The sequence below is a fragment of the Thermoproteota archaeon genome (genome assembly GCA_003352285.1).
Taxonomy (GTDB): domain Archaea; phylum Thermoproteota; class Nitrososphaeria; order Nitrososphaerales; family Nitrosopumilaceae; genus PXYB01.
The window spans coordinates 561,539-577,032 of the sequence record QQVN01000003.1; the positions used below are offsets into that span (position 1 = coordinate 561,539).

Sequence of the window (15,494 nt, forward strand, 5' to 3'; positions counted from 1 at the left end):
ATGACTTCTCATAGAGCTGTAGGATTTTGGTATAATATTGCACTAGTTAGCTTTATGGCAATTGCAGTAACTTTGGCAGCAACAATCATGGCATCAGGGTTTTCTTCCAGTGATGCAACTAAGGAAGTTTTGGAAGAAGCACTTGATGAATCAAGACACGGTCTACAAATTGTAGGAAAGATTTCGGCAAGAGCAGATGTAACAAATGATAAAATTCTAGTCACTGGAACTCCATTGACAGCTGCTAGTGGCGGCTCAGTTGATGTCAAGCAAGATTACTTTAAGATAAATTACAAACTCATCAAAATTGACAGTCATACTATAACCTATGATGATATCAATGCAGGCTCTCTAAATGAGGGCAGCTACAATTCAATGCAGACTGCAGTGGCAGATGCAAAAGCAAACGGCCTAATTGATGTTAATCCATATGTTGATGCAGAGAAACCGGAAAGAACTTCGGCATTCATTTACTGGCTAGTAAATTTTGATAACGATGGAAGGATAGATGTTGGCGAGCTAGCAATACTTGCCATTGTATATGCAGAGCAAGACAAACCATCTACTGGAGAATATCTTCTAGTTGAAGGATTAGTTCCAGAAGGAAGTATTCTCTTTATGGAAAGAACTGTTCCAAACATATCAGATGTCGTAGTAGATTTGGGTGGAAAGATAAAGGAATAATCAAGAGGTTAACTTTTTGACAAGACTACCAAAGTCAGTCTCTTGTATTGGTGGAATTTTCAAGATTTCCAAGTTTTCTTTTACATGAGCATCTGATTTTTGACCAACCAGTGGAGCGATTACACCAGGAGTTGAGCGAATAAACTGCAATGCGCGCAATGGTGCAGATAAATCATCAAAGCTTGGCATGACGCCATCTGCTAAGAGTCGTCCCTGCATAAATGGAACACTTGTAAAGACTCCTATCCCACACTTGATTGAAGCATCCAGAATTGACATGTTTACAGAATTTACTTGCTGATTTTTTTGCATGAATGCTTGGTCATAATACATGTTATACGGCAATTGAATGAATCTAAATCCGTGGTTTTCTCCTCCAACTTGTTTTGCCATTGCAACTGTATCTTCAAGTGATAGATACTGTGGGTTATCATGAGTGACTCTAAAGCACTCCCAAGTTGCCAGACCATAAAATTTAATCAAACCTTCTTTGCGTTTTTTCTCATACAACTCAAAAACAGATTTGAGATTTTTTTGAAATTGCTCTTTTGATAAATCCTGTTGGCCTTCAACTGCATTATGAAGATACAACAAATCAATACATTCAAGATTCAAATTCTTTAGGCTGCGATTTAGCTGATCCTCAAGATATGGAACAGTCATGCAATGATATCCTGATGATATTTCCCCTGATGAGACTATACCTTTTTGCGTAAATTCTGTCTTGACATATTCCCAAAAGTCTTGTTTAACATCAGCATCATTTGTGACATACCCATTTTTTGTACTAACAAAGATTTCATCACGAGAAATTTGCCCAGACTCTAATAATTCAGCGATTGCTCTACCAACTGAGCGCTCAGCCTTTTGGGCCCTATAGTTAATTGCAGTATCAATTACATTTACGCCAGCTAAGATAGATGACTTTACAGCATTTTTCACTAGATTGTCTGTTGCATCATTTGCTTCACCCAAGTAGGTTCCAATTCCGACATTAGATAGTGTCAAATCATTGAATTTTTTGAAATTTTGGGGATTTACTTGTGGATGATTCTTTGAAAAGTTATCAGTCCCATTAGCAGTAGCAAAACCTGAGATCATAATACTCGAAACAATTTGATGAATTTATTTGTAAGCTAATACATCAAACCCAAGAAAAAACTCACTGCAAATAACGCCCCAGTAACTCTGCTAAATACCAAGGCCTTACTCATTGCAGGAACAAGCTCATCAATTTTATCAAAATTTTCTTTGAGGGATATTCCAGATTTTATTGCAATCGGAATTGTTCCCAAAGAAATCAGTGAAATCATTGGAAAGAAATTCAAAAAAACACCAAGTGTAATTGCAGCATAAGCCACGATTGGAAATATCCAAAATATGTTCACTGCCTTTTTTTTGCCTAATAGAATCACCAGTGTTTTTCTGCCTTTAGACTTGTCTGCATCATGATCTGGAAATGATGTGATAAACAAAACAAGAGACGACAACGCCCCGACTACTATGCCTGCAAGTACAATTGAAAGGGATATCTCATTTGATTGAATAAAGTATGTTCCCAAAACAATCATTGCCCCCTTTATTGCTACAAAAATTTCCCCCAATCCCGAATCAACAATTTTTCCAGAGTAAAAATAGATGGAAAGTATCGCAAAACCTAGTAAGACTGCTATTGTAATTCCGCTAGTTAACACAAAATATGCGCCAATCAAAGAGCCAGATACAAGAAAGATTATTCCTGCACCATACACATGAGATGGTTTTAACAATCCCTCTGGGAGTACGCCAGTTCCACCACTCATCTTTGTTCGTTTTGTTGATGAATCAATGCCTCGCTTAAAATCCCAATAGTCATTTAACAGATCAACACTTGCATGAAGTGCCAACACCCCTGCAAATGTTAATCCGGCATGAAAAACATTGATGTCCTGATATAACCACCACTGGACAGATAATCCAACAAATACAGAAATAACTGATGCAAAAAGAAATTTTATTCTAATGACACGTAGCCAAGTGGATATTGTCATACTAGAGATTCATCGCTTACTTCAAGTGGCTTTCTACCCATAAAGCCAACATCTTTTTCATGCCAAAACTTTATCTCAGTTTCACCATCTTTCCAGCATAACCAAATCTCTTCATCAAATCTTTTTGCGGGAAAATCCAAAAGCCCTTCCTCAATGCTTTTGATGACAACGCCTGTTTTTTCCAGGTCATCAATACTTTGATAAAATTTTGTAATCTTTTCATTTAGATTTTGTTTTAGAGTGACATATTCCTCAAAGGAGTTTGTAGTTGAGACACTCATCTGGAGTTGCTGCTCTACTTTCATTACTTCGGCTTTGCATGAAAGAACAAATTTGTATTTTTTAATGACTTCAGGCAAAATTTGATTTGCCGTGGTAACTGTAAAGTAGGAAAACATATTCTCAAATCGGAATATTCTTAATTAAAAATCTAGCTCCAAGTTTATTAAAAGTGTGAATTTCTTAGATGCATGAGTCAAGACGAACAATTAGAGATGCTGATTGAGCAAACTATCAACGGAGCAATATCTACAATACCACAACATATTGAGGAAATCAAACAGAATCAGGATGTACTAAAATCACAAAATCCAAACGAGTTTGTGTATGGAATGATTATGGGCATGGCCTTTGGCATGGCAGGTGCACTATTGGCATCACAGAAAGGAATGCCAACTCCCGAGGATCAAATGAAGATAAGAGACATTATTTACAAAAAAATTCCAGACATTCGTGGTCAGATATTTACATGATAAAATTCACACCTAGTGAAAAAAAATATCTAGAATCAATGGAGGAAGCAAGGCTAGCTACTGTAAAGGATGACATGCCTCATGTAAAGCCTGTTTCATACATTTTTTATGATAACGCTTTCTTTATGGCAACAGACTATGAGACTGTAACGTATAGAAATATTTCAAAAAATCCAAAAGCAGGAATAGTGACGGATACTTATTCTCCAGGAAAACACAAGGCAGTATGCTGTCAGGGCAATGTCAAAATTTTAGAGAGTGGAAAAGAATTTTTAGAAATGTATCAGTTGTTTTTTAAAAAATTTGCATGGGTACGAAATGATCCGTGGAAAGAAAACGAGGCCCCCATACTAAAGATCGTCCCCCTCACAAAGACTTCATGGGGCCTGAGATAATTAGTAAGATTCAAAAGTATAATTATTTCAGTTTTAAGAAGAAGATACATGCATACAGGCTTTATTATCGGGGGAGTGTTTTTGGCACTGTGTATAGTATTATCAATTTACATTGTTGTCTACAAAGAATCAGTTTTGACTCCAATTGCTGAAAAAGAGATGATAGAAATGAAGGCAATGAACTGTGAACAAATTGCAGAGCACTCTTCTAGTGGATTGTTCTGGTCTGTAGAAAACTACGAATGGGCAAAAGAAAGAACCAAAGCATGTGAAGATGCAGGATTATAATTCCATAAACTGTAAATAGAATTTAGAAAGGATGCAATTACATGAACAAGATAAAATGCTCCCATATTTTGGTTAGTAAACAAAGCGAAGCACTGGCAATCCTTGAGAGAATAAAAAAAGGCGAAAAGTTTGGAAAACTTGCAAAGGAGTTATCAACAGATACAGGCAGTGCCAAAAGAGATGGAAATCTAGGATACTTTACCAAAGGAATGATGGTAAAACCATTTGAAGAGGCTGCATTCAAACTCGAGATTGGTCAGGTATCAGAACCAGTAAAAAGTGAATTTGGATATCACATCATAAAGCGAATGGGTTAGAGAAAATCATCTAAATTATTTTTGAGTCCGCTTTTTTCCTTTTCTAGTGCTTTGGTCATCTTATCACCCATGTTCTTTGCAGCATTGATCTTTCTCTTGCCAATCCAGTAGTAGGTCTCATCAATGGTGTCCTTTGCAATCAGTACAATTAGCTTTCCTGTATCACGTCTGCCAGTTCTTCCTCTTCTCTGAACATAACGAATTGAGCTAGGAACATTATCATAAAATACAACAAGATTTACTTCAGATATATCCAATCCTTCTTCTCCCACACGAGTAGCAATCAAAACTTTGTAGAGACCGTCTCGGAATTTTTGCACTGTCTCAATCTGCTTTTTTTGTTTTAGACCAGTTTCACCTGCCTTTCCTATAAGAAAACCACACTCAATTCCCATCTCAGTTAATTTTTTGTGAATCACATCAACAGAGTCCCTGTAACTTGTAAAGACTAGTACTTTGCCTGGGGAGTTTTGAATTATCTCTTTTAGTTTTATCATTTTGCTGTGCTCTATTCCATCTTTTTGTGCTGCTTTTGCTAGATGTATGGCGCGTGTAAAGTTTGGATCAACCTCAAAGAGTTCCTTGACACCAACTCCTTTCTTTTTTTGTGTTCTTTCACAGAATCGTAAAAACGAAGTCACTCCATGTGCTTCAAAAATATTTAGAGCATATGTGATTCGGATTGCAGTAAAGAGTGGCTTTGCTGATCTTCTGTTTTGATTCAACACAAATTGACGAATTCGAAGTAATGCAGAGAGTGATTTTTGATCAGAGATGTTTATTCCATTTTTCTTTAGTTCTTGATATCTTTGATCAAGGGCCAGATTCAAGAGAGTTTGGATTGCTTTCATTTGAGGCGGCAAATCAACATTAATCCATTCGGTGTTAGTCTGCTGTACATAAGGGGCAACATCAGGACTGTCCTCACTTCGTTGCGCGACACTTTGAATTCTTAGTGTCTTCATTATCTGAGTTGCTTTTTCTTTTTCACTAGGTAAAGTGGCAGTCATTCCTACAATTCTAGCACTAGTGTGAATGATTCTCTCTGCAATGCCAGAATATGCATAATCACCTATTGTGCGATGTGCCTCATCAAAGATAACGAGGCTAAATTGTGAGGGAGAGACAATATCCCTATCCAAATCGTTTTTTGCAATCTCCGGTGTAGCGCAAACCACGCTATTATTCCAGTTTTTTTGACGCTTAGAAATTGGATCCTCACCAGTAACTATAGAGACATCATCAATTGTGAGATTTTGTTTTAGAAATTCATAATGTTGGTTCACTAGAACTCTGGTTGGCGCCAAAAATAAAACGCCGCCAGTTCCTTTTGCTAAAAATTCAGCTATAATTTGCAGTGCAACTGCGGTTTTTCCCAAACCAGTTGGCAAAACAATAATGCAATTTTCATTTATTGCCTGAGCAGCTAGATTTACCTGATAATCTCTTTTTTCAATAGAGTTTTTTGTAATGTATTTTTTGTCAATGTACTCTAAGGTAGCCATACTCATCAAAATTACTGAATTTACTTATCGTTTTTAGGTTTCGTGTAGTTCTTTGATATGTGTTAGTCAAATATCCATATATGGTAGCAAAATAGAATTTTACTGTGAGTGAAAAGTTCGAAAGGCCAAACTGGGATGAATATTTTATGCTCCAGGCAGAACTTGCAAAATTAAGATCAAATTGCATGACCAGACATGTCGGTGCTGTAATTGTTAGAAACAATCGCCAGCTAGCTACAGGATACAACGGAACGCCACCAGGAATCAAAAATTGCTTTGAGGGAGGATGCAAGCGTTGTGAGCTAAGAATGCAGGGAAAATTAGAATCTGGTGCTTCATTGGATAGATGTCTGTGCAATCATGCAGAAGCAAATGCAATAATGCATTGTGCCATTTTAGGAATAGAAGCAGGAATTGAGGGCGCTATACTATACACTACATTTGTTCCGTGCTTAGAATGCACAAAGATGGCAATCACTATTGGAATTAAAAAATTTGTTTGCCTTGATTCGTATCCTGAAACAGATTATGACCTTCTCAAGGAGGCAGGTGTTGAGATAGTTGAGATTAACAAAGAAAAGATCCAATATTGGGCACAAAAGTTGTTTGAAGGCTATGATGTCAAAGTGGTCCCAAAATGAGGTGAGTGATTGCAAAGTCAAACCACCGAAGTCCAAAATGAGATTAGAAACCTTCCGCCTTCATTGTTGATTTCAGCATCATATGATAATCAAAAAAAATCAGCAGTGCTAAAATTTTACGAGCCTACATCACAAAAAATTATCCTATGGTCTGACGAGATAGGACACAAGCCATACTGCTTCTCAAAACTAAATCCAGAAGAGCTTGATTTTTTACAAGAAAGAGATGATGTACTAAAAATTGAACCAGTAAAGAGATTAGATCTACTACGGGATGAAGAGGTCACATTATCAAAAATCATAACAGCAGACCCTTTGGCAATTGGAGGAACTCAAAGTGACAAAAGCATTAGAAATCTGATTGAGACTTGGGAGTCAGACATCAAGTACTATGAGAATTACCTGTATGATAGAAGATTAATCATTGGAAAGTTTTACGAGATAGTTGAGGGCAAGATTCAACCACATGATGTTGAGATTCCAGATGATGTCAAGCTTGCACTAAAGAGCCTGCTCTGGGACAAGTTACAAAATGACAGCATGGTAGATACAAAACAATTTGAAGAGTACATTACCGAATGGGCAAACTTGCTAAACCAACCAATACCAATAATGAAGAGACTAAGCTTTGATATCGAAGTAGAAGTTGAGATTGGACGCATTCCTGATCCAAAGATTGCAGAAAAAAAAGTCACAGCAATTGGATTCAATGGAACAGATGAGTTCAAACAAATTTTTGTTTTAAGAGATCCAAACACCGAAGAAGGAAAAAATGATCTAGATGAAGATGTCAAAATAATATTTTTTGATGATGAAAAAGAGATGATAGAGGCAGCATTCAAACTGATTCAAGAGTTTCCTTTTGTTGTAACGTATAACGGAGATGACTTTGATATGCCATATCTTTACAACAGGGCAGAAAGACTGGGAATCAAAAATTCTGATAATCCACTATACATGATGCGAGATTCTGCAACTCTAAAGCACGGAGTGCACATTGACCTATACAGGACTCTCTCAAATCGTTCATTTCAGATTTATGCATTTAGCAACAAGTATACTGATTTTTCACTAAATAGCGTCTCAAAGGCGTTACTTGGTGAAGAAAAGATCGATTATGGGGTGGATTTAGACAAGCTCACCATGTATCAGCTGGCAAACTATTGCTTTAATGATGCAAGACTCACCTACAAGCTGACCAGTTTTAACAATGATATTCTAATGAAGTTACTAGTCGTAATTTCACGAATAGGTAGAATGCCAATTGATGATATTGCAAGAATGGGCGTATCACAATGGATTCGCAGTCTCCTATACTATGAGCACAGGCAAAGAGGCGCATTAATTCCAAAACGAGAAGAATTAGAGAGAAGGTCTTCTGGAGTGGTAAATGATGCAGTAATCAAGGATAAAAAATATCGGGGAGGCCTAGTTGTTGAACCAATTGAAGGAATTCACTTTGATGTAACTGTGATGGACTTTGCTAGTCTGTATCCAAGCATCATCAAAGTTCGTAACATATCTTATGAAACGGTAAGATGCCCACACGAGGAGTGCAAAAAAAATACAATACCAGATACAAATCACTGGGCTTGTACAAAAAAGAACGGGATGACTGCCCTAGTCATTGGCTCCCTGAGAGACCTTAGAGTAAATTACTACAAGAGTTTATCAAAACAGGAAAACCTAACAGAAGATCAAAGACAACAGTACACAGTTGTCAGTCAAGCACTCAAAGTTATCTTAAATGCAAGCTATGGTGTAATGGGTGCAGAGATATTTCCATTGTATTTTCTGCCAGCAGCAGAGGCAACTACTGCAATTGGAAGATACATCATTTTACAAACAATCAAGCGATGTGAAGAGACAGGAATCAAAGTTCTCTATGGTGATACCGATTCATTGTTTATAAAAAATCCAACTCGAGAGCAAATTCAAAAAGTTATTGAAAGAGCAAAAAAAGAACACGGGGTAGAGCTCGAAGTCGACAAGGAATACAGATATGTCGTTCTAAGCAGTAGAAAGAAAAATTATCTTGGAGTAACAAAATCAGGAAAAGTAGACGTCAAGGGATTAACTGGAAAAAAATCCCACACGCCGCCATTTATCAGGACTTTATTCTATGAGCTACTAGAGATACTATCCAAAGTAAAAAGTATCGAAGAGTTTAACAAAGCAAAATCACAAATCAGTAACAAAATTGCGGAATATGGAAAAAAGGTAGAAGCAAAAGAGATTCCACTAAACGAACTGGCATTTAATGTAATGATTAGCAAAGCACCATCAGAATATGTAAAGACAGTGCCTCAGCACATTCGTGCAGCAAAATTACTAGAATCAATCAGGGAGATAAAGAAAGGAGACATCATATCCTATGTTAAAATACTCAACAAGCCAGGAGTAAAACCGGTAGAATTGGCAAGACAAGATGAAGTGGATTCAAAAAAATACATGGAGTTTTTGGAGAGCACTCTGGACCAAATTACTTCATCAATGGGACTAGACTTTGATACAATCCTAGGCAAGCCAAAGCAGACTGGCCTTGATCAATTTTTCTGGAATTAGTGACAAAATGTGTTCCTAGATGATTTTTCACTAACAATTATTGTGATTGCCGCAGGAGTACTGATTTTATCTGGATGGGTAGAGCAGATAATTCGAGGTTACAGAACTAAAAGCCTCAAAGATGTATCGCCATATCTAATGATACTAATTGCAATAGGAGCACTATTGTGGTTAATTTATGGAATTGAGATTTTAGATCCCTATATTGTTGGCACAAATATTGCAGCTATAATTCTAATGATAATCATATTTGGATTAAAGAGAAGATACGATAGAAAAAAAGCATTGTGAAATATTAAATACAAGAATTCGATTGAGGTTTCAGGATAAAGATTGTTTGTAATAAATTGCAAAAATTATGAAGAGATAGCTGGAGAAAATATTGTAAAGTTTGTCAAGATTTGTGAAAATATAGCCAAAAAACATAAAATAAAAATTGCAATTGCTCCACCTCAACATCTATTAGGAAAAATTGCCAGCAGTAAGGTTACAATTCTTGCACAGCATGTTGATAATACAAAGGTTGGAAGCACTACGGGTTTTGTAATTCCAGAGCTGATAAAAAAATCCAAAGTCAATGGTTCAATTATTAATCACAGTGAGCATAGAATCCCTAGCAAAGATATAGCAGAGCTTGTCAAACGATTAAGAGAATTAAAATTAATTTCCATAGTTTGCGTAAAGGATGTTGCTGAAGTAAAAAAATATGCAAAGCTAAATCCAGATTACATTGCAATAGAGCCGCCTGAATTAATCGGTTCAGGAAAGGCAGTATCAACAGAAAAGCCAGAGCTTATCACCCAGGCAGCAAAAGCAGTGCATTCTGCAAAAAACAATACGAAACTTTTGTGCGGTGCCGGAATTGTTTCTGGCAAAGATGTCTCCAAAGCAATTGAGCTTGGATCTAAGGGAATTTTGGTGGCAAGTGGAATCATCAAGGCAAAAAACTGGAATAATATAATAGATGACTTTGCAAGGGCAATGCTTTAAAACCCCCTAAAATTCAGTGGATTACCAAGGAAAAATGAAAGCAGTATACTCTTTTGATGAAGGAAACGGCAAAGACCGCAAACTTTTGGGAGGAAAAGGAGCAGGACTTTGCGAAATGACGCGACTAAAACTTCCAGTTCCTCCAGGCTTTGTAATTACAACCGAAGTCTGCAAAAAATACTATCAAAATGACAAAAAATTACCAAATGAGGTCATCTCACAAGTAAAAAAGAACATTGCAAAGATGGAAAAAAAGACTGGAAAAAAGTGGAATTCAAAGGACAATCCGCTGCTAGTATCTGTTCGTTCTGGTGCTGCAATATCCATGCCAGGAATGATGGATACAATTTTGAATTTAGGAATTAATGATATTACAGTTAATGGATTAGCACAAAAAAGCAACAATCCAAGATTTGCCTGGGATTCATATCGTAGATTTGTTCAATTATTTGGCAAAGTAGTATTTGGAGTCAATGACAAATTGTTTGACCAAGTGCTAGAGGATGCAAAAAAGAATCAAGCAGTTCAATCAGATAGTGCATTAAATGAAAAATCACTAAAGGCAGTTGTTGCAGAGTATAAAAAAATCTGTGAGAAACAAACTGGAAAACCATTCCCGACTGATCCTTATGAGCAATTAACCCTAGCAATCAAAGCAGTCTTTAACAGTTGGATGGGAGAACGTGCAATAGTTTATCGTGAAAAATATAACATTACAAAAGATATTGCAGATGGAACTGCAGTAAATGTTGTATCAATGGCATTTGGCAACATGGGCAATGATAGTGCTACAGGAGTTGTGTTTACTAGAAACCCCGGTGATGGTTCAAGACAAATCTTTGGAGAGTACCTAGTCAATGCACAAGGTGAAGACGTAGTTGCCGGAATTAGAACTCCAAAACCAGTTGATGCAATGCAGCAAGAGATGCCAAAATCATACAAACAATTGTATGACACATGCCAGAAATTAGAAAAACACTACAAAGAGCCTCAAGATATTGAATTCACAATTGAGCAAGGAAAATTCTTTTTACTACAAACCCGTTCTGCAAAGATGAATGCAGCTGGAATGGTAAAAACTTCAGTTGCAATGGTAAAAGAAAAACTAATCAACAAAGAGCGAGCATTATTACGATTACAAGCAGAACAGCTAGAACAGCTATTACACAGAACAATTGATCAAAACAGCGTTAAAGGTCATACTCAAATTACAAAAGGAATTGCAGCGTCCCCTGGCGCAGCAAGTGGGGTAGCAGTATTTGATGTAAAAAGAGCAGTTGCGATGGGCGATAATGGAGCCAAAGTAATCCTAATCAGAGAGGAGACAAAGCCAGAGGACGTACCTGCGTTTTTCTCATCGGTTGGAATTCTAACCAGTAGAGGAGGAAAGACATCACACGCAGCAGTTGTTGCTAGAGGCATGGGAAAACCCTGCATAGTTGGCTGTGCGGAATTAAAGATAGATTATGATGGAAAAAGATGCATGGCAGGCGATAAGACCATCATTGAAGGGGATGCAATTACAATTGATGGCAGTACAGGAAATGTATATTCTGGAAATGTACCTACAATAGAGCCAAAAATTACTGATGACTTTAGAACAATTCTAAGCTGGGCTCAAAGCATAAAGAAGCTTGGCATCAGAGCAAATGCTGACACACCAGAAGCTGCAAAATTAGCTAGAGAGTATGGCGCTCAAGGAATTGGACTATGCAGAACAGAGAGAATGTTCAATGGACGTGACAGAATAGGCCTATTTGTAGACATGATTATGGCAGACACTATAGAAAAACGAAAACAAGTTTTAGAAAAATTAGGTCAATTACAAAAAAGTGATTTCATTGAAATCCTAAAAGCAATGGAAGGTTATCCAGTAACAATTCGATTGCTTGACCCGCCATTACACGAGTTTTTGCCAAATCCAGAAGAGCTTGCAAACAAAGTAAGAAAACTAGAAGAACAAAATGCATCTGATGAGCTTAGAAGAACAAAGACAATTCTTGAAAGAGCACGTGAGCTTGCAGAGATAAACCCAATGATGGGCCACAGAGGAGTAAGAGTAGGAATTACTTATCCAGAAATTTATGAAATGCAGATACGCGCAGTGTTTGAGGCATCAGCAGAGTTGACAAAACAAAAAGTTGATGCAAGACCGCAGATAATGATTCCTCAAGTAAGCAGTATTGCTGAATTAAATCAGATTAAGAGAATCTATAATAAAATAAAATTAGAGATGCAAGAAAAACACAAGATAAAATTCAAAATTAATTTTGGAACTATGCTAGAAGTAGTAAGAGCATGTTTAACTGCTAGCGAATTAGCCGAGACTGCAGAATTCTTTAGTTTTGGAACAAATGATCTTACTCAGGCAACATTTAGCTTTAGCAGAGAAGATGCAGAAGGAAAGTTCTTGCCAGAATATCTCAATAAGGAATTACTAGAAACAAGTCCATTTCAGTCAATTGATGTCAACGGGGTTGGAAGCCTAATGAAGATTGGATTAACACAAGGACGAGAAGTCAAGTCGAACATGGAGGTTGGAATTTGTGGAGAACATGGAGGAGATCCGCGCTCAATCAAATTCTGCCACAAATCAAATCTCAGCTATGTTAGTGCATCACCACATAGAATACCGATTGCCATTGTAGCAGCTGCTCAAGCAGTACTAGAAAACAAAAGCTCAAAGAAAAAACCTGCTAAAAAGCAAGCCAAAAAGGCAAAGAAGAAAGCCAAAAGACGATAATCCAATACAATTTAAAACAGATTAAGCAGTTTTCATACCATGCTGCCAAGAATTGATTCCATTAAACAGATGAGAACAAAATTAGGCATTACACAAAAAAAACTTGCTAGCATGACAGGGGTAAGCACCTCTATGATTAATCAGATAGAATCTGGGAGAAGCCAACCAAGTTATGAGACAGCAAAGAAAATCTTTGATAATCTAGCAACACTGGAAGGAAAATCATCATCTCACATTGCAGGAGATTTTTGTAGTAAGGATATTGTAAAAATCAAACCAAACAATACTTTACATGATGCAATAAAAAAGATGCACAAGTTTTCAATCAGTCAGATTCCTGTCTTTGAAGGAAACGATCCCGTAGGAGTTGTATCAGAAGATGGAATTATGAAACATTTAGCTGATGTTGGAGAATCAGAACTAAAGCACGCAAAGATTCTAAACACAATGGATACAGTTCCTCCAATTGTGGATTACAATACACCTGCAAATGTTTTGGTACCTTTGATTCGATACTCAAAATGCATACTGGTATCAAAGAAATCAAAGATTGTTGGAATAATTACTGCATCTGACACTCTTAAAATGATGGAATAGTTATTTTGGATGAGAGCAGAGCTCTGCTAATACTCCGCTGAGTGACTTTGGGTGAATAAAAGTGACTTTTGTTCCAGCAGAACCAGGTCTAATTTTACCTAAGAACTGTATTCCGCATCCTTCCATTCTTGTTACCTCACCTTCAATATTATCAGTCTCAAGTGCCATGTGATGCAAGCCTTGACCCTTCTTTTCTAGAAATTTCTTAATCGGACTAGTTTCATTTGTCGGCTCCATAAGCTCTATTCTTCCATTCTCAAGGTGTATGATTGCAACCTTTACTCCCTCAGTCTCTACTGTCTCAAACTCAACTTCGTTTACTCCTAGTGCTTCCTGATACTGTTTTGCAGCAGATTCAACATCATTTACTGCAATGGCGATATGATCAATTTTCATCTAGAATACCTCCTTTGGCCTATACTCGCCAAATACTTCACGGAATGTGTTGCTAATCTCACCAGTAGTACCATAAGCTTTTGCAGCATCAAGAATGTAAGGCATTAGATTCTCATCAGTATCTGCAACAGATTTTAGCTTTGATAGTGCATCCTCAACTTTTTTGGCATTTCTAGATGAGCGAAGTTTTTTGAGATCTTTATTTTGTTGTATCTCTACTTTATCATCAATACGCAATAGTTCGGGTGGTTTTTCATTGGCTTCAATGAATTTGTTGACGCCTACAAGGATTCTTTGTTCCTCATCAGCTTCTTTTTTGAGTCGGTATGCATTTTGTCTAATTTCAGATTGGAAGAATCCCTTTTCAATTGCTTTGATAGAGCCGCCCATCTTCTCAATTTTTTTAAGATAAGTCCAGACTCCATCTTCTATCTCATCACAAAGATACTCAAGATAATGGGAACCAGCCATTGGATCAACTGTTTTTGTAATTCCACTCTCATATGCTACAATTTGTTGGGTTCTAAGTGCAATTTTTGCAGACTCTTGTGTTGGTAATGCAAGTGCTTCGTCTCTGGAGTTTGTATGCAATGATTGTGTTCCGCCAAGTACTGCAGCCATTGATTGAATTGCCACACGAACAATGTTGTTATCTGGTTGCTGAGCAGTAAGTGACTCCCCACTTGTTTGAGTATGGAATTTTAATTGTAATGATTTTGGATCCTTTGCGTGGAATTTTTCTTTTAGAATTTTTGCATAAACTTTTCTTGCAACACGAAACTTGGCAATCTCTTCAAAGAATTCTATTGTACAGCAGAAGAAGAATGACAAACGAGGTGCAAAGTCATCAATCTTTAATCCTTGATCCAGACATGTCTGAATATATGCAATTGCGTTTGCCAGGGTAAATGCAACTTCTTGTGTTGCAGTAGAGCCTGCTTCTCTCATATGGTATCCAGATATAGACACAGGATACCACTGTGGTACTTTTTTAGCACAATAACCAATCATGTCACCAATAATTCTCATAGAGGGTTGTGGTGGATAGATGTAGGTATTTCTTGCAATGTACTCTTTGAGGATATCATTTTGGGTTGTACCACGTAGTTGTTCGCTTGATGAACCCTGGGATTCCCCTACTGCGATATAATATGCAAGTAATGTAGATGCAGTTGAATTAATTGTCATAGAAGAGCTAACCTTACCTAAGGGAATTCCATCAAAAGCAGTCATCATGTCTTTTAGAGAAGCAATAGAAACTCCAACTTTTCCAACTTCACCTTCTGCTTGAGGAGAATCTGGGTCGTGCCCAATTTGAGTTGGTAAATCAAATGCCATGCTAAGGCCCGTCTGTCCTTTTTCTAACATGAACTTGAAGCGTTCATTTGTTAGCTTTGCATCACCAAATCCAGAGTACTGACGCATAGTCCAGAATCTATCTCGATACATTCCTGCATGTATGCCACGAGTAAATGGATAGACTCCAGGTTCTTCCTTCTTTGTCTTCTTTGAAGACTTGTGAAAGACACGTTTTACTGGGATGTTAGAATCAGTTACAAATTGCTTTTCAGGAGTTTTTGATTTTGCCATT

17 protein-coding genes are annotated in these 15,494 nt (G+C 37.1%); 11 read left to right on the forward strand and 6 right to left on the reverse strand.

Annotated features, from left to right (window positions below; genetic code table 11):
• Positions 1-684: a hypothetical protein gene (locus tag DWQ18_04980; protein RDJ34242.1), complete on the forward strand. Its 684-nt coding sequence runs from the start codon at positions 1-3 to the stop codon at positions 682-684.
• Here DWQ18_04980 and DWQ18_04985 read toward each other — a convergent pair whose 3' ends face one another.
• The 3 genes from DWQ18_04985 to DWQ18_04995 are packed head-to-tail and all read right to left on the reverse strand — an operon-like array spanning position 685 to position 3,112.
• Entirely contained in the window at positions 685-1,785 is a 1,101-nt protein-coding gene (locus DWQ18_04985; protein ID RDJ34243.1) for an aldo/keto reductase, read from the reverse strand.
• 35 nt (positions 1,786-1,820) lie between these two features.
• A complete protein-coding gene (locus DWQ18_04990) occupies positions 1,821-2,714 on the reverse strand; it encodes a prenyltransferase (GenBank protein RDJ34244.1) in 894 nt (297 codons plus the stop codon).
• Positions 2,711-3,112, reverse strand: coding sequence for a DUF2203 family protein (locus tag DWQ18_04995; protein ID RDJ34245.1), 402 nt, complete (start codon positions 3,110-3,112; stop codon positions 2,711-2,713). The genes DWQ18_04990 and DWQ18_04995 overlap by 4 nt, the downstream gene beginning before the upstream one ends.
• A 72-nt stretch (positions 3,113-3,184) precedes the next feature.
• Between DWQ18_04995 and DWQ18_05000 the strand changes: the two genes are divergently transcribed.
• The 4 genes from DWQ18_05000 to DWQ18_05015 are packed head-to-tail and all read left to right on the forward strand — an operon-like array spanning position 3,185 to position 4,466.
• Positions 3,185-3,466 (forward strand): hypothetical protein, encoded by a 282-nt coding sequence (locus tag DWQ18_05000; GenBank protein RDJ34246.1) that lies wholly within the window; start codon positions 3,185-3,187, stop codon positions 3,464-3,466.
• A complete protein-coding gene (locus DWQ18_05005) occupies positions 3,463-3,861 on the forward strand; it encodes a pyridoxamine 5'-phosphate oxidase family protein (GenBank protein ID RDJ34247.1) in 399 nt (132 codons plus the stop codon). The genes DWQ18_05000 and DWQ18_05005 overlap by 4 nt, the downstream gene beginning before the upstream one ends.
• A gap of 48 nt (positions 3,862-3,909) precedes the next feature.
• Positions 3,910-4,149: a hypothetical protein gene (locus tag DWQ18_05010; protein RDJ34248.1), complete on the forward strand. Its 240-nt coding sequence runs from the start codon at positions 3,910-3,912 to the stop codon at positions 4,147-4,149.
• Between the two features lie 41 nt (positions 4,150-4,190).
• On the forward strand, positions 4,191-4,466 hold the full coding sequence (locus DWQ18_05015) for a peptidylprolyl isomerase (GenBank protein ID RDJ34249.1): 276 nt from the start codon (positions 4,191-4,193) through the stop codon (positions 4,464-4,466).
• On the opposite strand, the gene DWQ18_05020 is transcribed toward DWQ18_05015, so the two are convergent.
• Entirely contained in the window at positions 4,463-5,977 is a 1,515-nt protein-coding gene (locus DWQ18_05020; GenBank protein RDJ34250.1) for an ERCC4 helicase, read from the reverse strand. The two genes, DWQ18_05015 and DWQ18_05020, sit on opposite strands and share 4 nt — an antisense overlap.
• A gap of 98 nt (positions 5,978-6,075) precedes the next feature.
• Here DWQ18_05020 and DWQ18_05025 point away from each other — a divergent pair, with 98 nt between their 5' ends.
• Genes DWQ18_05025 through DWQ18_05050 form a run of 6 tightly spaced genes read left to right on the forward strand, consistent with a single transcriptional unit; the run spans position 6,076 to position 13,507 of the window.
• Positions 6,076-6,612 (forward strand): deoxycytidylate deaminase, encoded by a 537-nt coding sequence (locus tag DWQ18_05025; GenBank protein RDJ34251.1) that lies wholly within the window; start codon positions 6,076-6,078, stop codon positions 6,610-6,612.
• A 9-nt stretch (positions 6,613-6,621) separates the two neighbouring features.
• Positions 6,622-9,177, forward strand: coding sequence for a DNA-directed DNA polymerase I (locus DWQ18_05030; protein ID RDJ34252.1), 2,556 nt, complete (start codon positions 6,622-6,624; stop codon positions 9,175-9,177).
• Between the two features lie 9 nt (positions 9,178-9,186).
• Positions 9,187-9,468: a hypothetical protein gene (locus DWQ18_05035; GenBank protein ID RDJ34253.1), complete on the forward strand. Its 282-nt coding sequence runs from the start codon at positions 9,187-9,189 to the stop codon at positions 9,466-9,468.
• Positions 9,469-9,510: 42 nt separating this feature from the next.
• On the forward strand, positions 9,511-10,167 hold the full coding sequence (gene tpiA / locus DWQ18_05040; protein RDJ34254.1) for a triose-phosphate isomerase: 657 nt from the start codon (positions 9,511-9,513) through the stop codon (positions 10,165-10,167).
• A gap of 34 nt (positions 10,168-10,201) precedes the next feature.
• Positions 10,202-12,910: a pyruvate, phosphate dikinase gene (locus tag DWQ18_05045; GenBank protein ID RDJ34374.1), complete on the forward strand. Its 2,709-nt coding sequence runs from the start codon at positions 10,202-10,204 to the stop codon at positions 12,908-12,910.
• Between the two features lie 39 nt (positions 12,911-12,949).
• A complete protein-coding gene (locus tag DWQ18_05050) occupies positions 12,950-13,507 on the forward strand; it encodes a CBS domain-containing protein (GenBank protein ID RDJ34255.1) in 558 nt (185 codons plus the stop codon).
• Here the strand turns inward: DWQ18_05050 and mce are convergent, their stop codons facing one another.
• Together mce and DWQ18_05060 are read right to left on the reverse strand one after the other, a co-directional pair.
• A complete protein-coding gene (gene mce, locus DWQ18_05055) occupies positions 13,508-13,903 on the reverse strand; it encodes a methylmalonyl-CoA epimerase (GenBank protein ID RDJ34256.1) in 396 nt (131 codons plus the stop codon).
• A complete protein-coding gene (locus DWQ18_05060; GenBank protein RDJ34375.1) occupies positions 13,904-15,493 on the reverse strand; it encodes a methylmalonyl-CoA mutase in 1,590 nt (529 codons plus the stop codon). It abuts the gene before it with no gap.
• Position 15,494 lies beyond the last annotated feature (1 nt).